The organism is Streptomyces sp. NPDC058683 (genome assembly GCF_042716195.1).
Lineage (GTDB): Bacteria > Actinomycetota > Actinomycetes > Streptomycetales > Streptomycetaceae > Streptomyces.
In genome coordinates this window covers 16,010-37,036 of sequence record NZ_JBHXSK010000077.1, presented here as the reverse complement: position 1 = coordinate 37,036, position 21,027 = coordinate 16,010, and the positions used below count along the sequence as shown (strand labels likewise).

Genomic DNA, 21,027 nt, shown 5'->3' with positions numbered 1-21,027 from the left:
GGCATCCGGGGTCGCCTCAGGCCAGCAGGTCCGCCCGGTCCCCCATCACCACCACGGGATCGCGGTCCGGGTCGAGCGTGCGGAGCAGGAACCGCATGGCCTCCCCGGAGAGGCTGATGCACGCCGAGGTGCCGCTGCCGTGGTCGAGGTGCAGCCAGATGCCGCCGCCCCGCTCGGCGCCCCAGGGGCGGGTGACGTCGTGCGGCGGTGCGCCCCGCAGCCGGTTGTAGTCGATGGCGATGACGTAGTCGAAGTCGTGCTGGTGCGCCGAGTCCCAGTAGTACGGGGGTGCGTAGACACCCACGTCATGGGTGTAGGAGAGCCGGGCGCCCGGGTCGGGGAGCACACCACCCGCGTCGGTGACGGTGAACACGCCCACCGGGCTGCGTCCGTCGCCCGCGTAGTGCTCGGTGGTCCAGCCGTTCCGCCCGTTGTGGGCGGGCCAGCTGCCCACCGGGCGCCAGCCGTCGTCCCGCAGGCTGTACAGCACGACCGTGGCGTCGGCCGAGTCCTCGCCCTCGCCGTACACGGCCAGGACCTGGCTGGAGTCGGCGGGAATCTCCGCGTGCAGCCGCTCGCCGACGCCGGGCAGCGCGGTCGGGTCACCGACGGGCACGGCCGGCCTCGGCTGCCCGGCCCGGCCCGCCCCGGCGGCTCTGTCGGGCGCCCCCGGTACGCCGTTCTTCGCACCGCCGCCGTTCCCCGGCCCGCCACAGGCACTCAGGGCCATCAGGACGGTTCCGAGGGCCATCGCCGTCACGGCGGTCACACGCCGAACGCTCTTGATCTGCACCCGGCCATCCTGGCATCACATATGCGTCCATTGATTGAATTTCCAGACATGGTCCGCGTGTTGGACGGCAAGCCCTGGCCGGAAGACGGTGGATTCTGCCGACCGCCCGGGAAAACCGTTTGATTTCGACCACCCTCCGACGCGAACCTTTCACGGCTTGTCGCCACCTTCCCCCGACACGAGCCGCTGGGACGTCATGCAAATTCAAGATCTTCCGTATTCCGATCCGGGCGTGCCGGACGCACGTTCGGGTCCTCGCTTCCTGTGGTGGCTCGGGCGGAATCAACTGGGTGGCCAGCTCAAGGCACTGGCCTGGGGACTGCTGCACTTCGTGGCCGTCTCCGCGCTCCCCTTCTGCGTGGGGCTCGCCGTCCAGGCCGTCGTCGACCGCTCCGGCACCCGGCTGGCGCTGACGGGCGGTCTGCTCGTGCTGTGCGGCGCGGCGATCGCCGTCGGCGACACCTTCCTGCATCGGGCCGCCGTCACCAACTGGATCACCGCGGCCGCCCGCGTCCAGCAGTTGCTCGCCCGCAAGGCCACCCAGCTGGGCTCGGCGCTGACCCGGCGGGTGGCGGCCGGCGAGGTGGTCGCCGTCTCCACCGGCGACGTCGAGAAGATCGGCTGGTTCGTCGAGGCGGTCTCCCGGTTCACCGCGGCCGCGGTGACGGTCGTCGTGGTCGGCGTGGGGCTGCTCTTCTACCAGCCCGCGCTCGGCTGGGTGGTGGCCGCGGGGCTGCCGCTGGTGGCGCTGGCCGTGCTGCCGCTGCTGCCCCGGGCGACCCGGCGCGCCGACTTCCAGCGCGCCAAGGCCGGCCGGGCCACCGAGCTGGCCTCGGACACCGTGGCGGGGCTGCGCGTGCTGCGCGGCATCGGCGGCGAGGACCTCTTCCTCGACCGTTACCGCCGTGCGTCCCAGGAGGTGCGGCGGGCCGCCGTGCGCAGCGCCCGGATGTGGTCCCTGATCGCCGCGATCCAGGTGCTGGTGCCCGGGCTGCTGCTGATCGCGGTGGTCTGGCACGGCGTCCACCTCGCCCGGCAGGGCCGGGTCACCGTCGGCGAACTGGTCACCGTCTACAGCTCGGTCATGATCCTCAACTACCCGTTGCAGCACTTCACCGAGATCGCCATGGCGTACTCCTTCTCGCGCCCCTCGGCGAAACGGGCCGCCCGGGTGCTCTCCCTGGAACGGGCCACCGACACCGGCGGCTCGCGCGCGGACGCGGTGCCGGACGGCGACCTGTATGACCCGGACACCGGTCTGCTGGCGCCCGCGGGCCGGCTGACCGCCGTGGTCTGCGGCGACCCCGACGCGGCCGGCCACCTCGCCGAACGGCTGGGCGGCCACCCCGCCGAGGCCGCCACCTCCGTGCTGCTCGGCGGCGTACCGCTCGACGAACTGCCTCTGGAGACCGCCCGCACCGCGGTGCTCGTCCAGGACAAGGACCCGGTGCTGCTCTCCGGTTCGCTGCGCGAGCTGCTCGACGTGCCGGCCTCCGGCGCCGTGCGGGCCGAGGACGCGCTGGCCGCCGCCCAGTGCGCGGACGTCCTGGAGGCCCTGGTCCAGGGCTCGTTGGACGTCACCGACCCGCTGGACGCCCGGATCACCGAGCGGGGCCGCTCCCTGTCGGGCGGCCAGCGCCAGCGGCTCGCGCTGGCCCGGTCGCTGATCACCGACCCCGAGGTGCTCGTCCTGGACGAGCCGACCTCCGCCGTCGACTCGCACACCGAGGCGCGGATCGCGGAGGGCATCCGCGAGGTGCGGTCCGGCCGTACGACCGTGCTGTTCACCTCCTCGCCGCTGCTGCTCGACCGGGCCGACCGGGTCGTCCTCGTCCACGAGGGCGAGGTCGGCGCGGTCGGCGTGCACCGCGAACTGGTGCGCACCGAGCCGCGGTACCGGGCGGTGGTGACCCGGGAGACGGACGACGAAGCCGCCCTCCGGAACACGAGGGACGAAGACGGCGCGCTGCGAGGCGGCGCACCCAAGGAGAAACAGGCCGCGCTGCGAGGCAGCACGCCCAAGGAGCAAGAAGTCGCGCTGCGGAACGGCGCGCTGGAAGAGATCGAGGAAAGCGCATGATCGGCGTCGCACCACCGGCGTACGACCCGGCGGCCCCGACGACGGCCACCACCCTGCCCATCGGCGCCACCTCGACCGTGCGCGCCTACGTGGCCGAACTGTTCCACCGGCATCGCCGGGCCTTCTCCGTCCTCATCATGGTCAACACGGTGGCCGTGATCGCCTCCATGGTCGGCCCGTACCTGCTCGGCGGACTGATCGAGCGGGTGTCGGACGGTGCCCGTGAACTCCATCTGGGCCTGACCATCGGCCTGTTCGTGCTCGCGCTCGCCGTCCAAGCCGTCTTCGTGCGCGAGGTACGGCTGCGCGGCGCCGTGCTCGGCGAACGGATGCTGGCCGACCTGCGCGAGGACTTCCTCGTCCGGTCCGTCGGGCTGCCGCCGGGCGTCCTGGAGCGGGCGGGCACGGGCGATCTGCTGTCCCGGATCACCACCGACATCGACCGGCTCGCCAACGCCATGCGGGAGGCCGTGCCGCAGCTGTCGATCGGCATCGTGTGGGTGGTGCTGCTGCTCGGCGGGCTCGTGGTCACGGCGCCGCCGCTGGCCGCCGCCGTGCTGCTCGCCCTGCCGATCCTGGTGGTCGTCTGCCGCTGGTACTTCAGGCGGGCGCCCTCCGGCTACCGCTCCGAGGCCGCCGGGTACGCGTCCGTGGCCGCCGCCCTCGCGGAGTCCGTGGACGCCGGCCACACCGTCGAGGCGCACCGGCTCGGCGCCCGGCGCATCGCCCTGTCGGAACGCCGGGTCAAGGAGTGGACGGCATGGGAGCGCTACACGCTGTGGCTGCGGTCGGTGCTGTTCCCCGCCATGAACGCCACCCACACCACCGTGCTCGGCGCGGTGCTGATGATCGGCGGCGTCCTCGTCCTCGACGGCCGGCTCGACGTGGGCCAGCTGACCACGGGCGCCCTCATCGCCCAGATGCTCGTCGAGCCGGTCAACCTGATCCTGCGCTGGTACGACGAGGTCCAGGTCGCCCAGGTGTCGCTGGCCCGGCTGGTCGGCGTCCGGGACATCGAGCCGGACGCCGGTGACGCCTCGCTGGCCCCCGACGGCCGGGAGGTGCACGCCGACGAGGTCCGCTTCGGCTACCTGCAGGGCGTCGACGTGCTGCGCGAGGTCTCCCTGGAGGTCGCGCCCGGCACCCGGCTCGCCCTGGTCGGCCCCTCGGGCGCGGGCAAGTCCACCCTGGGCCGGCTGCTCGCCGGGATCTACGCGCCCCGCGACGGCCGGATCACCCTCGGCGGCGCCGAGCTGTCCCGGATGACCGCCGAACGGGTCCGCTCCCATGTCGCCCTCGTCAACCAGGAGCACCACGTCTTCGTGGGCTCCCTGCGCGACAACCTGCTGCTCGCCCGGACCGGCGCCGAGGACGCCGAGCTGTGGGCGGCCCTGGGCGCGGTCGACGCGGACGGCTGGGCGCAGGCCCTGGAGCAGGGCCTGGACACCGAGGTCGGCTCCGGCGGCCTCACGCTGACCCCGGCGCAGGCCCAGCAGATCGCGCTGGCCCGGCTGGTGCTGGCCGACCCGCACACCCTGGTCCTGGACGAGGCGACCTCGCTCCTCGACCCGCGCGCGGCCCGCCATCTGGAGCGGTCCCTGGCCCGGGTCCTCGACGGCCGCACCGTGGTCGCCATCGCCCACCGGCTGCACACCGCCCATGACGCGGATGTCATCGCCGTGGTCGAGAACGGCCGGATCAGCGAGCTCGGCAGCCACGACGAGCTGGTTGCGGCCGACGGCGCCTACGCGGCGCTGTGGCGGTCGTGGCACGGGTGACCGGCCGTGGCACGGGGTATGCGCCGCAGGTCGCGCCCCGTGCCGTTGCGCGGGTACGAGCAGGGGTGGAAGGCTGGAGAGCGGCACCGGTTCGGGGACGGGCCGGGAACCGCAGGGTTCGCGGCGCGTGAGGCCCGTGCCGAGCGTGCCGGCGGCCCGCCCCTCGGACCGCCGCCTCACCCCCTGGAGGTAGCCGTGACCACCGCCGACGGATGGGGGGACGACGTCTACCAGCCCGACGGATCCGAGACCCGCGAGGACACGGGACTGCTCGACGTGGAGGACACGCTGGAGTCCGACGGCGTCAGCGATCCCCTGGACCGGGGCTGGTCCCCGCCCGAGCGGCCGTGGGCCGTGGAGCACACCGGGGTGACCGCGGCGGAGGGCCACCGGGGCGAGACCCTGGACCAGCGGCTCGCCGAGGAGCTGCCCGATCCGGTCGCCCCCGACGGCGACGGCATCGGCGACTGTCAGGGCAGCGACGGCGAACTCCTGGACAAGGAGGTCGGCGATCTGCGCTCCGGCCGCCTCGTGGCACCCGACGAGGGGGCGCACGAGGACGACGAGAACGGTCTCGTCGCCACCGACATCGGCATCGACGGCGCCGGGGCCTCCGCCGAGGAGGCCGCGATGCACATCGTCGACGAGGACACCGCCTACGGCTGACGCCGGCCCCCTCTGCCCGACCGCACCGATCGCCCTGTCCGCCCTGTCCGTCTTGTTCGAGGAGCCGCCATGCAGCAGGACAAGCACCCCGACTACCACCCCGTGGTCTTCCGCGACCGCGCCGCCGGATACGCCTTCCTGACCCGGTCCACCGCGACCAGCGATCAGACCATCGACTGGGACGACGGCGAGACCTACCCGGTGGTCGACGTGGAGATCTCCTCGGAGAGCCACCCCTTCTACACCGGGAAGGCCCGCACGGTGGACACCGAGGGCCGCGTCGCCGCGTTCGAACGGCGCTACGGGGGCGGCTCGGGGCAGACCGGCTGACCCCGGAGCCCCTGGAGCCCCTGGAGCCCCTGGAGCCCCTGGAGCCCCTGCGGTCAGATCACGTTCAGGGCGGCCGCGCAGCCTATGCCGCCCAGCACCATGAACACGGGCATCAGCACCTTGAGCTCCACCCAGCTGCCCGCGCGGAACCGCATCACCTTCGGCGGGCCGAGCGGGTACCAGCGCCTGCGGCCGATCGGAATGGGCCACAGGATCGGGCAACCGGAGACGGTCAGCGCGTCCCCGATGTCGTGCACCAGTGCCCCCAGCACCACCGGCAGCCCCAGCCACAGGTACTCCTGGCCGGGCTGGGTGAACAGCCAGTCCGAGCCGTTGCCCGGCTTGTCCAGGACGCCCGCCAGGATCCAGGCGCTGGTCCCCGCGAGCAGCCACACCAGTATGTCGCTGCTGGAGCCGCGGGCGGCCCGCCACAGCAGGCCCTCGATCGCCAGCACCATGTGCGCGAAGAGGATCGCCAGCACCGCCCAGCGGCCGCCGAGGATCGCCGCGGCGGAACAGCCCCCGCCGATCAGCACCGCCCACACCCAGGTGTGGGTCAGCGTCCGGTGCCCACCGTTGCGACGCGGGTCGCCCGGCTTCCGGGTCGCCTTGTAGACGGCGTAGGAGAGCTTGTCGACGATCTCGCAGACCCAGCGGGACAGCGGTCCGAAAGCGCGCGAGATGGTGGCGGCCTTGTGGTCGAGATCCGGGGCGAGCGCGGCGCCGGCGCAGATCAGTGCCCCTACCAGGAGCACCGGCCAGGGCATCCCGTGCCCGGCCGCGGCGGCCGCGGCTCCGACGCCGAGCCAGGCTGCGGCTCCCGACAGTGAGTGTGCTGGTCCCATCATGGCCGCTGTGCGCCCCATTCCTCGTATGCCGCTGTCCAGTTGACCGGGTGCGATGACGCTCCGTCGGCGACACAGCATAGGGGTCGTGATCTTCGGGCTCGCAGCCGATTCCCCCCTCGGCGGTCGGGCCAGGCAAGATGGGTGCGTGACCCTCATCGATCGACTGCCGCCGACCGCCGACCCCGACGCCCTGTACGAAGCCTTCGAGTCCTGGGCTCAGGAGCGCGGTCTCACGCTCTACCCCCACCAGGAGGAGGCGCTGATCGAGGCGGTCTCCGGGGCGAACGTGATCGTGTCGACGCCGACCGGCTCCGGCAAGAGCATGATCGCCGCGGGCGCGCACTTCGCCGCCCTGGCCCGGGACGAGGTCACCTTCTACACGGCGCCGATCAAGGCACTGGTGTCGGAGAAGTTCTTCGAGCTGTGCAAGATCTTCGGCACCGAGAACGTCGGCATGCTCACCGGCGACGCCTCCGTGAACTCCGACGCGCCCGTCATCTGCTGCACCGCCGAGGTGCTTGCCTCCATCGCCCTGCGCGACGGCAAGCAGGCGGACGTCGGCCAGGTCGTCATGGACGAGTTCCACTTCTACGCCGAGGGCGACCGCGGCTGGGCCTGGCAGATCCCGCTCCTCGAACTGCCGCAGGCGCAGTTCATCCTGATGTCCGCCACCCTCGGCGACGTCTCCTTCTTCGAGCAGGACCTCGCCCGCCGCACCGGCCGTCCCACCTCGGTGGTCCGCTCGGCGACCCGTCCGGTGCCGCTCTCCTACGAGTACAAGTTCACCCCGCTCACCGAGACGCTCACCGAGCTGCTGGAGAGCAGGCAGGCGCCGGTGTACATCGTGCACTTCACCCAGGCGCAGGCGGTGGAGCGGGCGCAGGCGCTGATGAGCATCAACATGTGCTCGAAGGAGGAGAAGGAGCAGATCGCCGAGCTGATCGGCAACTTCCGCTTCACCACCAAGTTCGGCCAGAACCTCTCCCGGTACGTCCGGCACGGCATCGGCGTGCACCACGCCGGCATGCTCCCCAAGTACCGGCGCCTGGTGGAGAAGCTCGCGCAGGCCGGTCTGCTGAAGGTCATCTGCGGCACCGACACCCTGGGCGTGGGCGTCAACGTGCCCATCCGCACGGTGTTGTTCACCGCACTCACCAAGTACGACGGCAACCGCGTGCGCACGCTGCGCGCCCGGGAGTTCCACCAGATCGCCGGCCGGGCGGGCCGGGCCGGCTTCGACACGGCCGGGCTGGTGGTCGCGCAGGCGCCCGAGCACGTCATCGAGAACGAGAAGGCGCTGGCGAAGGCGGGCGACGACCCGAAGAAGCGGCGCAAGGTGGTGCGCAAGAAGGCGCCGGAGGGCTTCGTCGCCTGGTCGGAGACCACCTTCGAGAAGCTGATCGCGTCCGAGCCGGAGCCGCTGACGTCGCGTTTCCGGGTGACGCACACCATGCTGCTGTCGGTGATCGCCCGCCCGGGCAACGCCTTCGAGGCGATGCGTCATCTGCTGGAGGACAACCACGAGCCGCGCAAGCAGCAGCTGCGGCACATCCGCCGGGCGATCGCCATCTACCGCTCGCTCCTCGACGGCGGCATCGTCGAGAAGCTGGACGAGCCGGACGCCACCGGCCGTATCGTCCGCCTCACGGTCGACCTCCAGCAGGACTTCGCGCTTAACCAGCCGCTGTCCACGTTCGCCCTCGCCGCGTTCGAACTCCTCGACCCCGAATCGCCGTCCTACGCCCTCGACATGGTCTCCGTCGTCGAGTCCACCCTGGACGACCCGCGGCAGATCCTGGTCGCCCAGCTGAACAAGGCGAAGGGTGAGGCGGTGGCCGCGATGAAGGCGGACGGCATCGAGTACGAGGAGCGCATGGAGCGCCTCCAGGACGTCACCTACCCGAAGCCTCTGGAAGAGCTGCTCTTCCACGCGTACGACACCTACCGCAAGAGCCACCCCTGGGTCGGCGACCATCCGCTGTCGCCCAAGTCGGTCATCCGGGACATGTACGAACGGGCGATGTCCTTCACGGAGTTGGTGTCCTTCTACGAGCTGGCCCGCACCGAGGGCATCGTGCTGCGCTACCTGGCGAGCGCGTACAAGACGCTGGACCACAACATCCCCGACGACCTCAAGTCCGAGGACCTGCAGGACCTGATCGAGTGGCTGGGCGAGATGGTCCGCCAGGTCGACTCCAGTCTGCTGGACGAGTGGGAGCAGCTCGCCAATCCGGAGGAGATGACGGCCGAGGAGGCCCAGGAGAAGGCCGACGAGGTCAAGCCGGTCACCGCCAACGCGCGCGCCTTCCGGGTCCTGGTCCGCAACGCGATGTTCCGCCGCGTGGAGCTGGCCGCCCTCGACCACGTCGACGAACTGGGCGAGATGGACGCGGAGTCCGGCTGGGACGCCGATGCCTGGGGCGAGGCCATGGACAAGTACTGGGACGAGTACGAGGACCTGGGCACCGGCCCCGACGCCCGCGGCCCCAAGCTGCTCGTGATCCAGGAGGAGCCGCAGAACGCGCTGTGGCGTGTCCGGCAGATCTTCGACGACCCGAACGACGACCACGACTGGGGCATCAGCGCGGAGGTCGACCTGACGGCCTCCGACGCCGAGAGCCGCGCGGTCGTCCGCGTCACCGATGTCGGCCAGCTCTGACCCGGCCCGTTCTGACCACAGGAGAACCCCACCCATGACGAACCCGGCCGAGAGACTGGTCGACCTGCTCGACCTCGAGCAGATCGAGGTCAACATCTTCCGTGGCCGCAGTCCCCAGGAGTCCATCCAGCGGGTCTTCGGCGGCCAGGTGGCGGGCCAGGCGCTGGTCGCCGCCGGCCGCACCGCGGAGGGCGACCGCCCGGTGCACTCACTGCACGCGTACTTCCTTCGACCGGGCCGGCCCGGCGTGCCGATCGTGTACCAGGTCGAACGGATCCGGGACGGGCGGTCGTTCACGACGCGCCGGGTCACCGCCGTGCAGCACGGCCGCACGATCTTCAATCTGACCGCCTCCTTCCACAAGCCTGAGGTGGGAGCTTTCGAGCACCAGCTGCCGCCGGCCCGCGAGGTACCGCACCCGGAGTCGCTGCCGACGCTCGCCGAGGAGATCCGCAAGTATCTGGGCGAGCTGCCCGAGCAGTTGGAGCGGATGGCGCGCCGTCAGCCCTTCGACATCCGCTATGTCGACCGGCTGCGCTGGAACCCCGAGGAGATAGCGGGCGCCGAGCCGCGCAGCGCGGTGTGGATGCGTGCGGTCGGTCCGCTGGGCGACGATCCGCTGGTGCACACCTGCGCGCTGACCTACGCCAGCGACATGACCCTCCTGGACGCAGTGCGGGTCCCCGTCGAGCCCCTGTGGGGGCCGCGGAACTTCGACATGGCCTCGCTGGACCACGCCATGTGGTTCCACCGGCCGTTCCGTGCGGACGAGTGGTTCCTGTACGAGCAGGAGTCCCCCATCGCCACGGGCGGCCTGGGCCTGGCCCGTGGGCGGGTCTACGACCTGGAGGGGCGGCTGCTGGTGTCGGTGGTCCAGGAGGGCCTGTTCAGGGCTCTGTAGGGTTCAGGGCTCTGTAGGAGAGAAGAGCCACGAGGAAGAGCCGCTTGGGCCCCGGAGGCCCGGAGTTCTTCAGGGCGTCCTCAGTGGGCAAGACGGGGGCTTCTGCGGCGCAGCCAGCCGCGCAGGCCGTGCGCGGTCCTCGGCTGGGCCGGTGCCGGGTGCTGCGCGTACGTGACAGGGCGGGGCGCCGGGCGGAATGCGCGGGCCTCCGTCACAGCCCGTGCCAGGTCGTTCCGGAACCAGTCGATCTCGTCCGGCTCGTCCGCCGTCATCAGCTCCTCGGCGAGCAGCGCGGTCGGCGAGCCGGGTGCGCCGTGGGCGGGCGGGGCGGGCCGGAATGCCTGTACGTACGCCCGCTCGTGCGGATCCGTCAGTGCGTCGTCGATCTCACCGGGGTCCAGGAAGCCGGCCACCACCCCGGCCCGCTCCCACCGCCCGCCCGCCGCCCGCAGCAGGAAGCCGCAGTGGCGTCCGCGCCAGTTGCGGGCCCGCTGGTCCGCTCCCGCCCCGAGCCGGTCCCGCAGCTCCACGGGCGTACGGCCGGTGAGCAGCTGTGCGTTCTTCTCGTCGGCCGCGAACTGCCTCAGCTCCTCCGCCAGATAGAGCCAGACCACGGCCCGATAGCGGTTCGGATACCAGGTCACGGGAGTCACCAGGCCGAGTTTCGCGAAGCGGGTGAACCTGCCCGCCGGGATCTCCATCAGGGCCGCGCCCTCGGTCGTACCGACGGCTCGCACGCTCTCGCGGAGGGTTTCGGCCCGGTCCTGGAGCCGCTCGATCTCGCTCCGGGAGACACGGTGGCCTCCGCCGCCCTCGTCGGGCACTGTGCGGATCCGGCCAAGATGTACCGCGAGGTCGAACTCGCCTCGCCTGAGGCCCAGTTCACGGGCGGCGCGGCTGAACGTGCAGGTGACCTGGCGGGGTCGGGCGATGGTGGTGCCGGACATGGTCGTTCTCCCCCGTGGAGCGGGTGGCTCGCGCCGGGTGCGCTCGCCGTGGAAAAACCGTAGCCGCTCCGGCGGATCTCGTGGCGGGCCTGTGGATAACTCCGCGACAGGGGAAGAAACAGCAGGTCAGAGGTCCACTGGCGAGGAACGCTCCGGTTGCCGGGCGTCCACGCCGAGGTGTTCGCCGACGCGGTTGACGAGCAGTGTCATCTCGTAGGCGATCTGGCCGATGTCCGCCTCCGCGCCGCTGAGGACGCACAGACAGCTGCCGGTTCCGGCGGCGGTGACGAACAGGACCGCGTCGTCGTACTCGATCATCGTCTGGCGGACCTGGCCCGCGCCGAAGTGGCGTCCCGAGCCCTTGGCAAGGCTGTGCAGCCCGGAGGCGACGGCGGCCAGATGCTCCGCGTCCTCCCGGCGAAGGCCCGTGCTCGCTCCGGTGACCAGCCCGTCGTTCGACAGGACCAGCGCGTGACGTACGTGCTCCACGCGCTCGGTCAGGTCGTCGAGCAGCCAGCCGAGTCCCTGGTTCTGCGCCATGTCGTAGCGTCTCCCCGTGTGCCGTCTCCCCCTGGCTGGAGGATCTCCCCGCCAGCCTTCACCACCACCGGCGTCCGGGCAAGGAGGATGGGGACATGGCACAGAAGATGACCGACGAGGAATGGCGGGCGTTCGTCTCACACGGCACCCGCACCGGCAAGCTGTCCACCGTCAACGCCGACGGCAGCCCGCACGTGGCCCCCGTCTGGTTCCTGCTGGACGGGGACGACCTGGTCTTCAACACCGGCAAGGAGACCGTGAAGGGCCGCAATCTCACCCGCGACGGGCGAGTCGCCCTGTGTGTGGACGACGACCGGCCCCCGTTCCATTTCGTGGTGCTGAGCGGGCGCGCCCGGCTGTCCGAGGAACCGGGTGAGTTGCGTGATTCGGCCACCCGGATCGCGGCCCGTTACGTGGGAGAGGAGCGCGCGGAGGAGTTCGGCGCCCGCAACGGCGTCCCGGGCGAGCTGCTGGTCCGGGTCACCGTGGAGAAGGTGGTGGCGCTCAAGGACCTCACGGGCTGAGGTCTCAGCCCACCGAGTCGAGGAGCCGGGCGGTGTGCATCCGCCCGGCGTACTCGACGAGCCGGATCAGCACCTCCTTGCCGGAGTCCCGGTCCCGGGCGTCGCACAGCACCACGGGCGTGCCCTGGTCCAGGTCCAGGGCGCGGGAGACGTCGCGCGCGCCGTAGGTCCGGGCGCCGACGAAGCAGTTGACGGCGACGACGAACGGGATGTGCCGGTGCTCGAAGTAGTCGACCGCCGGGAAGCAGTCCTCCAGGCGGCGGGTGTCGGCGAGGACGACGGCGCCGAGGGCTCCTTGCGACAGCTCGTCCCAGAGGAACCAGAAGCGGTCCTGGCCCGGGGTACCGAAGAGGTAGAGGGAGAGCCCGGAGCGGATGGTGATGCGGCCGAAGTCCATGGCGACGGTGGTGGTGACCTTGTGGTCCACCCCGTCCGTGTCGTCCACCAGCTGGCCTGCTTCGCTGAGCAATTCCTCGGTGCGCAGCGGCCGGATCTCGCTGACGGCGCCGACCAGGGTCGTCTTCCCGACGCCGAAGCCGCCGGCGACCAATATCTTGAGCGCCATGGCCGACGTGTCGTCGTCGGCGGCGGCGGGCTCGGAGTACTCGGAGACCATGATCACTTCTCTCGGGAGGGCCGGCTGCGGTCGACATGCTCGGGGGCTCGGGAGGGCCGGTGGCGCGGCTCGGGCTGCGCGGGACGCCGCTCGGTCCGCACGGTCCGCTTGATCCGCTCGGTGCGTTTGGTCCGCACGGTCGGCTGGGTCCGCTCGGTGCGTTTGGTTCGCACGGTCGACTTGGTCCGCTCGGGACACGCAGCCAGCATCATGACAACTGCGGCCCCCTCGCGGGCGGTTGTACCGGAACGCGTCTGTTCTGACCGGCGCGCGTCCGATTGGTTCCGGATGCTCATCTACAGTGCCCGCAATCCCGCGATGACCTCGCGCAGAATCCGTTCGTCGGGAAGCTGGGCCGGTGGCACCGGACGGCTCACGGTGACACAGCCCAGTTCCAGCAGGTCGCCCAGGAGCACCCGGACCACGCCCACGGGAAGGTCGGCGCCGGCGGCGAGCTCGGCGACCGACTGCGTCTCCACCCGGCACAGGTCGATCAGTGCCCGGTGTTCGGGGCCGAGCGCGGTGTCGTCGTCGACGCCGGGCGCGCCCGGGTCGAGTGTGACCAGGGCGATCAGGTCGAACCGCACTCCGGTGGGGCCGGGTTTGGTGCGGCCGCCGGTCATGGCGTAGGGGCGGACGAGAGGTCCGGCCTCGCCGTCGTACCACTGGCTGCCCGGCTCGCGCGGGGCGCCGATCGTGTATTCGGTCATCGGTGGGGCTTCCGGATCATCCGGCGGCGGGCGGCCGGGCGGCGGCCCGCGGCGCGGTGTAGAGGTGCTCGCCGACGCGCTTGACGAGGCGGGCCATCTCGTAGGCGACCAGGCCGATGTCGGCGGTGACGGCGGTGAGCACGGCGAGGCAGGAGCCGTCGCCGGCGGCGGCCACGAAGAGGAAGGCGTCGTCCATCTCGACCATGGTCTGGCGCACCCCTCCCGCCCCGAAGTGCCGTCCCGTGCCCTTGGCGAGGCTGTTGAAGCCGGAGGCGACGGCGGCGAGGTGCTCGGCGTCCTCACGCCCGAGGGCGGTCGAGGCGCCGACGGCGAGGCCGTCGTTGGACAGCACCACGGCATGCTGCACTTCCTCGACGCGCAGCACCAGGTCGTCCAGCAGCCAGTCGAGTTCGCCGGAGCGGCGGTCGGCCCTCATGCTCGGGTCCTGGATCATGCGCGGTCTCCTTCGGTGCTGTCGGTGCCCTCTTCGGGTTCCGGAGTGGCTGCGCGGCCGGGTTGTCTGCCGCCGCCGCGCGTCCAGCCGTCGCGGTAGGCCGTCATGCGGTCGCGGACGAGTTCGGGGGTGCGATCGTCCCGTAGCCGGGCGGGCGCGGGTTCCTCGGTGCGTGGATCGCGCAGTTGGGGGGCGAGGTTCGCCTGCCGCACCCGGCGTGGGAGGTCGTCGTCGCCGGCCTCGGAGTCGTGCGGGGGGCGGTGCGGCCTCAAGGTCGTGACTCCGGGGGGTGGTGGCTCGGGCGCCGGGTGCGGGGTGGCGTGGGTGGTGGCGTGGGTGGTGGCGAGGACGGGACGGGGCGCGGGGACGGCGGCCGGTGGAAGGGCGGTGCCGGGCACACGCGCGTAATCGCGTTCCGGTGCCTGTTCGATGCCGGCCGGCGGACGGCCGGAACGTTCCGCCGGACCACCGTGAAGCAGGGCCTTCGGCAGCAGGACCACCGCGGTGGTGCCGCCGTAGGGGGAGGTGCGCAGGTGCACCTTGATGCCGTGGCGGGCCGCGAGCCTGCTGACGACGAAGAGGCCGAGCCGGTCGCTATCGAACAGGTCGAGGGCCTCGGACTGCTCGATGCGCCGGTTGGCTTCGGCGAGGGTCTCCTCGCCCATGCCGAGTCCGCGGTCCTCGACCTCCAGGGCGTAGCCGTTGCCGACGGGTTCCCCGGTGACGCGCACGCGCGTGTGCGGGGGCGAGAACTGGGCGGCGTTCTCCACGACCTCGGCGAGCAGATGGGTGAGGTCGGCGACGGCCGCGCCGACGACGGCTGCCTCGGGGAGCTGGCGTACCTCCACGCGCGCGTAGTCCTCGACTTCGGACACGGCGGCCCGTACGACGTTGGTCAGGGACACCGGCATGCGCCAGGCCCGGCCGGGGGCCGCCCCGGAGAGGATGATCAGGCTCTCCGCGTGGCGGCGCATTCGGGTGGTGAGGTGGTCGAGGCGGAAGAGGTCGCTCAGTTCGTTGGGGTCGTCGGAGCGGCGTTCCATGCTGTCCAGCAGGCTCAGCTGGCGGTGGACCAGGACCTGGCTGCGGCGGGCGAGGTTCACGAACACGCCCGAGATGCCGCTGGCGAGTTCGGCGCGCTCCACGGCGGCACGCAGGGCGGCGCGGTGGACGGTGCCGAGGGCCTCCGCGACCTGTCCGGTCTCGTCCTCCGCGGGCGGCCCCGGGGGTGCCTCCGCGCGGACGTCGATCTCCTCGCCGGCACGCAGTCTGCGCATCGCCTCGGGGAGCTTGCGCCGGGCGATCTCCAAAGCGCCGTTGCGCAGGCTCACCAGCTCGACCACGAGGCCGCGTCCGATGCGTACGGAGATGACGAGCGAGGCGGCCACCGCGAGGAGACCGAACAGGACGGCGGCTCCGGCCGGGGTGAGCAGACCGCGTGCGAACGGATCGGCCCGGCCGGCGACCGCGTGTGCCGTTCCGGTCTGGACGGTCCGCATTCCTTCCTGCACGCGCGCGTGAGCGGTGTTCCAGGTCGCTTCCGGGGCCGCGTCGAGCGCCTTGGCTCCGGGTTGACTCGCGAGGATCTTGTCCTCGGTGGCTGCCAGCGTGGTGTAGTCGCCGCCATGGGCGAACCGGTGCCAGGCGGTGCGCTGTGCGCCGGGCAGGTCGGCGACGGCCGTGTCGGTGAGGACACGGCGGGTGCCGACGACGCCGGTGAACAGCCGCAGTCGCTCGCCGTCCAGGGCGCCGGTCGGCCGGGCGCCGGCGAGGATCGCGTCCTCTTGGGCCAACGCCTCGCCCGCGCGGGAGAATTCGAGCAGCACGCGCGCGTCGGCGCCCATGTCGTCGGCCTGGATGCCGGTGAGGGCGCCGTCCACGGCGAAGCCCATGGCGATGGCCTTCGTGTACCGCCCGTAGGTTTCGTCCCAGTCGGCGCCCCGGTTCCGTACCGCCGTGCGCAGTTGCTCGGCGCCGGTGACGAAGGTCCGGAGGCGCTGGGCGACGCCGGAGGGCAGTTCCTCGCTGTCGGCGACGGTGCTGTCCTTGCCGAGCCGCAGCTCGGCCACGGCCTGGTCGGTACGGGCACCGAGCCTCTTGAGGTCGCCGGCCTGTTCGGCGGTGGGGTCGGTCGCGTATCGGACGGCTGCGGTGCGCTCGGCCTGGAGCGCGGCGACGGCGCCGGCGACCGGGGTCCGCAACGCGGCGTCGACACGTTGGGACTGGCGCAGCCGGGAGACGTCCTGCGCGGTGGTGACGGTGGCGTACGCCCACAGGGCGAGCAGGGACATGACCGGCACCATGAGCAGGCAGACGACCTTGGCCCGCACGGTCCGGGGACGGATCCGCCAGCCTCCGGCGGGCGCGTGGTCGGCCGCGATGCCGACGGCATCGTCGACCGGTTCGTCGGCGGGTGGTCCGGCGTGCGCGCGGCGGCCGCTGGGTGGCCGCTGGGACGGTGTCTGCGGGCCTGCTGTGGGGGTCCTACGGGGTGTACGCATGGCCTCCTCGCTCGGGAGTGGGTCGGGGAACCGCGGGGCCGGGCCGGGTCAGCGTGCGGCGTTCGGCCGGGGCGGCGCGGGGCCGGGGCCGGTCAGCGTGCGGCGCTCGTGACGGGCCGCTGGGCCGAGGCGGACGCCTCGCGCTCCCCGGCCGTGGGCGAGAGCGCGACGAAGGCCGAGGTGAGGAACAGGTAGGAACCGAGGCCGACGGCGAGGGGGAAGATGAACTGCATCGCCGTGGCCCCGGGCAGGGGGGTGCCGGAGGGCGTGACGTGCACGCTGACCGCGAACATCCCGGTGTAGTGCATGCTGCTGACGGCCGCCCCCATGACCAGGGAGGCGATGGTGACCGCGACGGGTGACTCGATGTTGAGCGCCGCCCACAGGGCCGCGGTCGCGGCGGCCACGGCGATGAGCACGGAGAGCCCGACGCGCATCGGGTCGTAGTGCACGTCACCGTGCAGCCGGACCGCCGCCATGCCGAGGTAGTGCATGCTGGCGACGCCCAGGCCGGTGGTGAGCCCGCCCAGCAGAAGTGCTCGGTTGCGGTCACGGCTGTAGCCGACGGCGAAGACGCCGACGGTGACCACGATCACGGCGACGAGCAGGCTGAGGATGGTCAGCGGCACGTCGTAGCGGATGTCGGTGCCGCTGACGCCGAAGCCGAGCATGGCCACGAAGTGCATGGTCCAGATGCCGGTGCCGAGCGCGGAGGCCGCGGTGAGGAGCCAGTTGCGGCGCGAGCGGCCGGTGCTGCCGAGCGCGCGGACGGTGCAGCGCAGCCCCAGTGCGGCGCCTATGCAGGCCATGACGTACGACAGCACGGGGGTCAGCCAGCCGAAGGTGGCGTGGTCCAGGTGTCCCATGGCCAAGGGACGCTAGGGGGCACGGAAGCACAAAGGGGGCGCATTTCGAAAGGTGTTGCAATATGACCTGGAGATGCGCCGGAACGATCGCGTCCGGCTCGAACGTGCGCGCAGGTTCGTCCTCCGTGACGGTGAGGGAACATGCGGAACATGAGCGATGACCACACGCACGTCCAGGATTTCTTCACCGCGCGCGCGGCCGGCTGGGACAGCAGGTTCCCGGGCGACGGTCCCGCGTACGCGGCCGCCGTGACCGAGTTGGGGCTGCGCACGGGTGACCGGGTGCTGGACGCGGGCTGCGGCACGGGGCGCGCACTGCCGCCGCTGCGCGCCGCCGTGGGACCCTCGGGCGCGGTCCTCGGGATGGACCTGACCCCGGCGATGCTCCAGGCCGCCATACAAGCCGGTCGGCACCGTGACGGGCGCTTGCTCCTCGCCGACGTCGCCGCGCTGCCGGTGCGCTCGGAGTCCCTCGACGCCGTGTTCGCCGCCGGCCTGATCGCTCACCTGCCCCGGCCCGACCGGAATCTGCGGGAGTTGGCGCGCGTGGTCCGCCCCGGCGGCACGCTCGCTCTGTTCCACCCCATCGGCCGGTCCGCCCTGGCGGCGCGCCAGGGACGGCGGATCACATCCGACGACCTGCGCGCGGAGGGCAACCTCGGCCCGCTGCTGGCCGGTTCGGGCTGGCACATGGCCTCATACGTGGACGAGGACGCCCGATTCCTCGCCCTGGCGGTCCGCGGAGGCTAGCCGGCGACCGCCGCGGCGAAGGCGTCGGGACGGTCGAACATGATGTTGTGCCCGGCGCCGGGCACCGTCACCACCCGCACTCCGGACGCCTCCAGCCGGTCCCGCCCGGCGAGTTCACCGCTGAGCTCGCCCTGGAGGTAGACGCGGTCGACCGTCAGCCCCTCCAGAAGGGTGCGCATGACCGGGTCCGAGCCGCGCCGGAGGCCCACCGCGCTGCGGTGCAGTGCACGCGGGTCGGCCAGCCGCATGGTCGCCGCCCAGAGGGGACCCACCTTGTCGAGCACGCGCGCGTGGCCGCTGTCCACGAACTCGTCCTCCTCATAGGCGACGATTCCGCTGCTGCCGGCGGTGGGCGGCGGAAACGGGTCCAGGTTGGCCTCCGTGAGCACCAGCCGCGAGACCAGGTCCGGCCGCCGGTGGGCGAGTACGACGGCGACGGAGCCGCCCATGCTGTGCGCGATCAACTCGGCGCCGGCGACTCCCGCCGCGTTCAGTGCGGCGGCCAGCGCGGCGGCGTGGTCGTCCAGCGTGTACCCGAAGTGGGCGGGCCGGTCGCTGATGCCGTGCCCGGGCAGATCGACGAACAGGCTACGCCTGCCGACGAGTTCGGGACGGGCCGCGATATGCGCGTGGTACGCGGCCGATGCCGACCCGAGCCCGTGGACATACACGCGCGCGGGTTCCGCACCGGGCGACTCCGTCCAGCGGATCCAGCTCCCCTTGCCGTCGAACTCGGCCTGTTGCACAGCACCCTCCCCGATGACGTCACCGTGTACACCTCAGACAATACATCGACACCGATGTATTGCAAGTCCGATGTATCCGAGGGTGGATGTACAGCGGGAGTGCGGAACAATGCCTGCATGCTGGAACTCGCCATCCTCGGATTCCTGTACGACGCCCCCTTGCACGGCTATGTCCTGCGCAAGCACATCGCGGCGCTGACCGGGCATGTGCGGCCCGTCGCCGAAGGCACGCTGTATCCGGCGATCAAGCGCCTCGAGAAGGCGGGCCTGCTGGCCCGGGCCACCGAGCCCGGCTCCGTGGCTGCACCGCGTCATGTGCTCACACTCACCGAGGACGGCAGGAGCGAGCTGCGCCGACGTCTGGCCGAACCGGCGGAGCGCGACATCACCGACGAGAACCGCTGGTTCACGGTGCTCGCCTTCCTCCGTCACCTCGACGACCCCGCCGCCCAGACGGCCGTACTGCGCCGGCGGCTGGCCTTCCTGGAGGAACCCTCCAGCTTCTTCTACGACGGAGACCGGCCGGTGCGCGCCGAGGAGGTGGACGACCCTTTCCGGCGCGGCATTCTCACGATCGCGCGCGCCACGAGCCGCGCCGAACTCGCCTGGCTGCGCACCACCGTCGCCTCCCTTGAGGCCCAGGCCGGCTGAGGCGTGCCGTCGGCGCCCTCTTCTTTTGCCGGAGCTTCAACCCTACGTTCAGTAGGGGAAGACAAATGTTCCCGAGCGACAGCCGACAGGGGGAAGGTGGCCTGAGTGTTCGACCGGATACGCAAGTACGCAGACCGATTTCGTGGCACCGGGGGCACGGAACCGCCGACGCGACGTGAGAGGCGTGGGCACAACTTGTTCGAGGCCGCGGCCGCCTATGTCGCGGCCCGCGCGGAGGACGACCAGGACCGGATCGAAGAGGCGGCGGGGTGGGTGTCGCCGGAGGCGCTGTCGTTCGGGGTGAGCGAGCTGGCCTGCCGTGCCGTCGTCGCGCTGGCGCGGGAGCGCGGGCAGTCGCCGCGGACGGTGGCGCGCGACCTCCTCGGACTGCCGGTCGCCTGAAGCTTCGCCCCGCCGGGGTCGTTTCGTCCCGTCCCGGTGGAAAACTGCAGCTCCGGGTGTGATGGCGGGTCGTGACAACAGCCTTCCGGTCCCACTAGGGTGCGCGCCGTTGGACGAACGACTGGGAGGCAGGCATGGCCGGGACGGACGAGGAGGCCCTCGCCGCCGCGGACGAGGCGCTGTACGTGCTCACAGCGGTGCTGCTGACGCCGGCGCAGTTTCCGAGCGTGCTGGGCGACGACTACCCGGAGGCCTGCGCCTCCCTGGAGCTGGCGCCCCGCGCGGACGGATACGGCCTGGTCCTCGGCCAGGACGGCGTCGGGGCGCGCTGGACGGTCGTCGTCGACGACGTCTCGCTGGTCGCCGTGGCGATCGCGTCCTGGGACTGCGGCATGGAGCACGACCTCTCCCCGGACGAGCGCACGGTGGTCGCCGCCCTGCCCGGCTGGCCGCTCGCGGTCGCCGTGGCGGCCCCGAACTTGCCCGCACCGCACGACCCCCGCCCGGAGACGGCGGGCCGCGTCCCGCTGACCCCGCCGGACACCAGCTCCTGGGGCGCGGCGCAGCGGCGGCTGGGCGCGGACGAGATCGCCCTCCAGTGGGCGGTCTGGCGGGAGCAGATCGGCGACGACCACTTCCGGGCACCGGCGACCGAGGCCCCGCAAGCCGACGAGGACGCCTCCGGAGACGGCGAGGCGGCCCCGAAGGGTCACAGCCACCTCGGGATCCGGCGCGTGCTGGCCGAGGCGCGGGCCTATGTGGACACGCCTCCGCCGCTGGGCCGGGTCCGCTCCTCGTTCGCCCCGGGCGACGCCCGCACGCTGCGCGCCGACGGGCCCGGCTGGTCGATGGTGGCCCGCACCGACGACATCGCCTTCGTGCTTCTCGACGAGGAGCCAGGCGAAGTCCTGCCCGTCGGCCGGGGCCCGGAGCTCCCCGGCCTCCTGGAAGCCCTCGACAAGATCGCCGTACGGCCCCTGTAAGCCCTCCCGAGCCGCCACCCCGCGGAGGGGGTCGCGGCCTCGGGTGGGCGACTCAGCGGCCGATCTCCTTGCGCGTGGCCCTGCGCAGCCTGCGGCGCTGCGAGGGGTCGAGGGTGAGGTAGGCGGCCACCGGGACGCCGACCACGATCAGGAACGTCACCCACCAAGGCAGCCATATCAGCAGGATGAGTCCGACCGCCACACCTCCTGCGGCGATCTTCGCGTTCTTCGACATCAGCGTCGCCTCCTTCGCGGCCACTGCCGCTCTCTGATCTGAAAACG

At 72.1% G+C, this 21,027-nt stretch carries 23 protein-coding genes; 11 read left to right on the top strand and 12 right to left on the bottom strand.

The annotated features are described in order from the left end of the window. Positions 1 to 16 precede the first annotated feature (16 nt). Entirely contained in the window at positions 17 to 751 is a 735-nt protein-coding gene (locus ACFWXC_RS48845) for a L,D-transpeptidase family protein (protein WP_384490031.1), read from the bottom strand. A gap of 238 nt (positions 752 to 989) precedes the next feature. Between ACFWXC_RS48845 and ACFWXC_RS48840 the strand changes: the two genes are divergently transcribed. From ACFWXC_RS48840 to ACFWXC_RS48825, 4 genes are all read left to right on the top strand, one after another. Further along, on the top strand, positions 990 to 2,873 hold the full coding sequence (locus ACFWXC_RS48840; RefSeq protein ID WP_384490023.1) for an ABC transporter transmembrane domain-containing protein: 1,884 nt from the start codon (positions 990 to 992) through the stop codon (positions 2,871 to 2,873). Continuing rightward, positions 2,870 to 4,651: an ABC transporter ATP-binding protein gene (locus tag ACFWXC_RS48835; protein WP_384490021.1), complete on the top strand. Its 1,782-nt coding sequence runs from the start codon at positions 2,870 to 2,872 to the stop codon at positions 4,649 to 4,651. The genes ACFWXC_RS48840 and ACFWXC_RS48835 overlap by 4 nt, the downstream gene beginning before the upstream one ends. A 195-nt stretch (positions 4,652 to 4,846) precedes the next feature. Next, positions 4,847 to 5,317 carry a DUF5709 domain-containing protein gene (locus tag ACFWXC_RS48830; protein ID WP_384490019.1) on the top strand — a complete coding sequence of 157 codons (471 nt, stop codon included), beginning with the start codon at positions 4,847 to 4,849 and terminating at the stop codon, positions 5,315 to 5,317. A 69-nt stretch (positions 5,318 to 5,386) separates the two neighbouring features. Continuing rightward, complete coding sequence (locus tag ACFWXC_RS48825) at positions 5,387 to 5,647, top strand: type B 50S ribosomal protein L31 (protein ID WP_360494384.1); 261 nt, start codon at positions 5,387 to 5,389, stop codon at positions 5,645 to 5,647. A 53-nt stretch (positions 5,648 to 5,700) separates the two neighbouring features. Here ACFWXC_RS48825 and ACFWXC_RS48820 read toward each other — a convergent pair whose 3' ends face one another. Continuing rightward, positions 5,701 to 6,495, bottom strand: a complete 795-nt coding sequence (locus ACFWXC_RS48820) for a metal-dependent hydrolase (protein ID WP_384490017.1) — start codon at positions 6,493 to 6,495, stop codon at positions 5,701 to 5,703. Between the two features lie 145 nt (positions 6,496 to 6,640). Between ACFWXC_RS48820 and ACFWXC_RS48815 the strand changes: the two genes are divergently transcribed. Together ACFWXC_RS48815 and ACFWXC_RS48810 are read left to right on the top strand one after the other, a co-directional pair. Beyond that, on the top strand, positions 6,641 to 9,154 hold the full coding sequence (locus ACFWXC_RS48815) for a DUF3516 domain-containing protein (RefSeq protein WP_384490015.1): 2,514 nt from the start codon (positions 6,641 to 6,643) through the stop codon (positions 9,152 to 9,154). A 34-nt stretch (positions 9,155 to 9,188) separates the two neighbouring features. Further along, positions 9,189 to 10,055, top strand: coding sequence for an acyl-CoA thioesterase (locus ACFWXC_RS48810; RefSeq protein WP_384490013.1), 867 nt, complete (start codon positions 9,189 to 9,191; stop codon positions 10,053 to 10,055). Between the two features lie 80 nt (positions 10,056 to 10,135). Here ACFWXC_RS48810 and ACFWXC_RS48805 read toward each other — a convergent pair whose 3' ends face one another. Together ACFWXC_RS48805 and ACFWXC_RS48800 are read right to left on the bottom strand one after the other, a co-directional pair. Next, positions 10,136 to 11,002 carry a DUF6397 family protein gene (locus ACFWXC_RS48805; protein ID WP_384490011.1) on the bottom strand — a complete coding sequence of 289 codons (867 nt, stop codon included), beginning with the start codon at positions 11,000 to 11,002 and terminating at the stop codon, positions 10,136 to 10,138. A 126-nt stretch (positions 11,003 to 11,128) separates the two neighbouring features. Continuing rightward, the gene (locus tag ACFWXC_RS48800) at positions 11,129 to 11,542 is read right to left on the bottom strand and encodes a roadblock/LC7 domain-containing protein (RefSeq protein ID WP_384490009.1); all 414 of its coding nucleotides are present in this window, start codon (positions 11,540 to 11,542) and stop codon (positions 11,129 to 11,131) included. Between the two features lie 95 nt (positions 11,543 to 11,637). Here ACFWXC_RS48800 and ACFWXC_RS48795 point away from each other — a divergent pair, with 95 nt between their 5' ends. Beyond that, complete coding sequence (locus tag ACFWXC_RS48795) at positions 11,638 to 12,066, top strand: PPOX class F420-dependent oxidoreductase (protein ID WP_384490007.1); 429 nt, start codon at positions 11,638 to 11,640, stop codon at positions 12,064 to 12,066. 4 nt (positions 12,067 to 12,070) lie between these two features. Here ACFWXC_RS48795 and ACFWXC_RS48790 read toward each other — a convergent pair whose 3' ends face one another. The 6 genes from ACFWXC_RS48790 to ACFWXC_RS48765 all read right to left on the bottom strand — a co-directional run bounded on the left by ACFWXC_RS48790 (position 12,071) and on the right by ACFWXC_RS48765 (position 17,213). Beyond that, complete coding sequence (locus ACFWXC_RS48790) at positions 12,071 to 12,682, bottom strand: ATP/GTP-binding protein (protein ID WP_384490005.1); 612 nt, start codon at positions 12,680 to 12,682, stop codon at positions 12,071 to 12,073. Between the two features lie 2 nt (positions 12,683 to 12,684). After that, entirely contained in the window at positions 12,685 to 12,855 is a 171-nt protein-coding gene (locus tag ACFWXC_RS48785) for a hypothetical protein (RefSeq protein WP_384490003.1), read from the bottom strand. A gap of 123 nt (positions 12,856 to 12,978) precedes the next feature. After that, on the bottom strand, positions 12,979 to 13,392 hold the full coding sequence (locus ACFWXC_RS48780; RefSeq protein WP_384490001.1) for a DUF742 domain-containing protein: 414 nt from the start codon (positions 13,390 to 13,392) through the stop codon (positions 12,979 to 12,981). Between the two features lie 16 nt (positions 13,393 to 13,408). Then, on the bottom strand, positions 13,409 to 13,846 hold the full coding sequence (locus tag ACFWXC_RS48775; RefSeq protein ID WP_384489999.1) for a roadblock/LC7 domain-containing protein: 438 nt from the start codon (positions 13,844 to 13,846) through the stop codon (positions 13,409 to 13,411). Next, positions 13,843 to 16,347 (bottom strand): nitrate- and nitrite sensing domain-containing protein, encoded by a 2,505-nt coding sequence (locus ACFWXC_RS48770; protein ID WP_384489997.1) that lies wholly within the window; start codon positions 16,345 to 16,347, stop codon positions 13,843 to 13,845. The genes ACFWXC_RS48775 and ACFWXC_RS48770 overlap by 4 nt, the downstream gene beginning before the upstream one ends. A gap of 92 nt (positions 16,348 to 16,439) precedes the next feature. Next, positions 16,440 to 17,213, bottom strand: coding sequence for an MHYT domain-containing protein (locus tag ACFWXC_RS48765; RefSeq protein ID WP_384489995.1), 774 nt, complete (start codon positions 17,211 to 17,213; stop codon positions 16,440 to 16,442). 150 nt (positions 17,214 to 17,363) lie between these two features. Between ACFWXC_RS48765 and ACFWXC_RS48760 the strand changes: the two genes are divergently transcribed. Continuing rightward, a complete protein-coding gene (locus ACFWXC_RS48760) occupies positions 17,364 to 17,963 on the top strand; it encodes a class I SAM-dependent methyltransferase (protein WP_384489993.1) in 600 nt (199 codons plus the stop codon). Here the strand turns inward: ACFWXC_RS48760 and ACFWXC_RS48755 are convergent. After that, positions 17,960 to 18,709 (bottom strand): alpha/beta fold hydrolase, encoded by a 750-nt coding sequence (locus tag ACFWXC_RS48755; RefSeq protein WP_384489991.1) that lies wholly within the window; start codon positions 18,707 to 18,709, stop codon positions 17,960 to 17,962. The two genes, ACFWXC_RS48760 and ACFWXC_RS48755, sit on opposite strands and share 4 nt — an antisense overlap. Before the next feature lie 117 nt (positions 18,710 to 18,826). Here ACFWXC_RS48755 and ACFWXC_RS48750 point away from each other — a divergent pair, with 117 nt between their 5' ends. From ACFWXC_RS48750 to ACFWXC_RS48740, 3 genes are all read left to right on the top strand, one after another. Next, positions 18,827 to 19,360, top strand: coding sequence for a PadR family transcriptional regulator (locus ACFWXC_RS48750; RefSeq protein ID WP_384489989.1), 534 nt, complete (start codon positions 18,827 to 18,829; stop codon positions 19,358 to 19,360). Positions 19,361 to 19,465: 105 nt separating this feature from the next. After that, positions 19,466 to 19,762: a hypothetical protein gene (locus tag ACFWXC_RS48745; protein ID WP_384489987.1), complete on the top strand. Its 297-nt coding sequence runs from the start codon at positions 19,466 to 19,468 to the stop codon at positions 19,760 to 19,762. Positions 19,763 to 19,896: 134 nt separating this feature from the next. Then, a complete protein-coding gene (locus ACFWXC_RS48740) occupies positions 19,897 to 20,745 on the top strand; it encodes a hypothetical protein (protein WP_384489985.1) in 849 nt (282 codons plus the stop codon). A gap of 52 nt (positions 20,746 to 20,797) precedes the next feature. On the opposite strand, the gene ACFWXC_RS48735 is transcribed toward ACFWXC_RS48740, so the two are convergent. After that, on the bottom strand, positions 20,798 to 20,980 hold the full coding sequence (locus ACFWXC_RS48735) for a hypothetical protein (protein ID WP_361952527.1): 183 nt from the start codon (positions 20,978 to 20,980) through the stop codon (positions 20,798 to 20,800). Positions 20,981 to 21,027 lie beyond the last annotated feature (47 nt).

Coding starts and splice junctions, on each gene's coding strand:
- ACFWXC_RS48845 (WP_384490031.1), bottom strand. CDS start 751: ATGGCCCTCGGAACCGTCCTGATGGCCCTGAGTGCCTGTGGCGGGCCG.
- ACFWXC_RS48840 (WP_384490023.1), top strand. CDS start 990: ATGCAAATTCAAGATCTTCCGTATTCCGATCCGGGCGTGCCGGACGCA.
- ACFWXC_RS48835 (WP_384490021.1), top strand. CDS start 2,870: ATGATCGGCGTCGCACCACCGGCGTACGACCCGGCGGCCCCGACGACG.
- ACFWXC_RS48825 (WP_360494384.1), top strand. CDS start 5,387: ATGCAGCAGGACAAGCACCCCGACTACCACCCCGTGGTCTTCCGCGAC.
- ACFWXC_RS48820 (WP_384490017.1), bottom strand. CDS start 6,495: ATGATGGGACCAGCACACTCACTGTCGGGAGCCGCAGCCTGGCTCGGC.
- ACFWXC_RS48810 (WP_384490013.1), top strand. CDS start 9,189: ATGACGAACCCGGCCGAGAGACTGGTCGACCTGCTCGACCTCGAGCAG.
- ACFWXC_RS48805 (WP_384490011.1), bottom strand. CDS start 11,002: ATGTCCGGCACCACCATCGCCCGACCCCGCCAGGTCACCTGCACGTTC.
- ACFWXC_RS48800 (WP_384490009.1), bottom strand. CDS start 11,542: ATGGCGCAGAACCAGGGACTCGGCTGGCTGCTCGACGACCTGACCGAG.
- ACFWXC_RS48795 (WP_384490007.1), top strand. CDS start 11,638: ATGGCACAGAAGATGACCGACGAGGAATGGCGGGCGTTCGTCTCACAC.
- ACFWXC_RS48790 (WP_384490005.1), bottom strand. CDS start 12,682: ATGGTCTCCGAGTACTCCGAGCCCGCCGCCGCCGACGACGACACGTCG.
- ACFWXC_RS48780 (WP_384490001.1), bottom strand. CDS start 13,392: ATGACCGAATACACGATCGGCGCCCCGCGCGAGCCGGGCAGCCAGTGG.
- ACFWXC_RS48775 (WP_384489999.1), bottom strand. CDS start 13,846: ATGATCCAGGACCCGAGCATGAGGGCCGACCGCCGCTCCGGCGAACTC.
- ACFWXC_RS48770 (WP_384489997.1), bottom strand. CDS start 16,347: ATGCGTACACCCCGTAGGACCCCCACAGCAGGCCCGCAGACACCGTCC.
- ACFWXC_RS48765 (WP_384489995.1), bottom strand. CDS start 17,213: ATGGGACACCTGGACCACGCCACCTTCGGCTGGCTGACCCCCGTGCTG.
- ACFWXC_RS48760 (WP_384489993.1), top strand. CDS start 17,364: ATGAGCGATGACCACACGCACGTCCAGGATTTCTTCACCGCGCGCGCG.
- ACFWXC_RS48750 (WP_384489989.1), top strand. CDS start 18,827: ATGCTGGAACTCGCCATCCTCGGATTCCTGTACGACGCCCCCTTGCAC.
- ACFWXC_RS48740 (WP_384489985.1), top strand. CDS start 19,897: ATGGCCGGGACGGACGAGGAGGCCCTCGCCGCCGCGGACGAGGCGCTG.
- ACFWXC_RS48735 (WP_361952527.1), bottom strand. CDS start 20,980: ATGTCGAAGAACGCGAAGATCGCCGCAGGAGGTGTGGCGGTCGGACTC.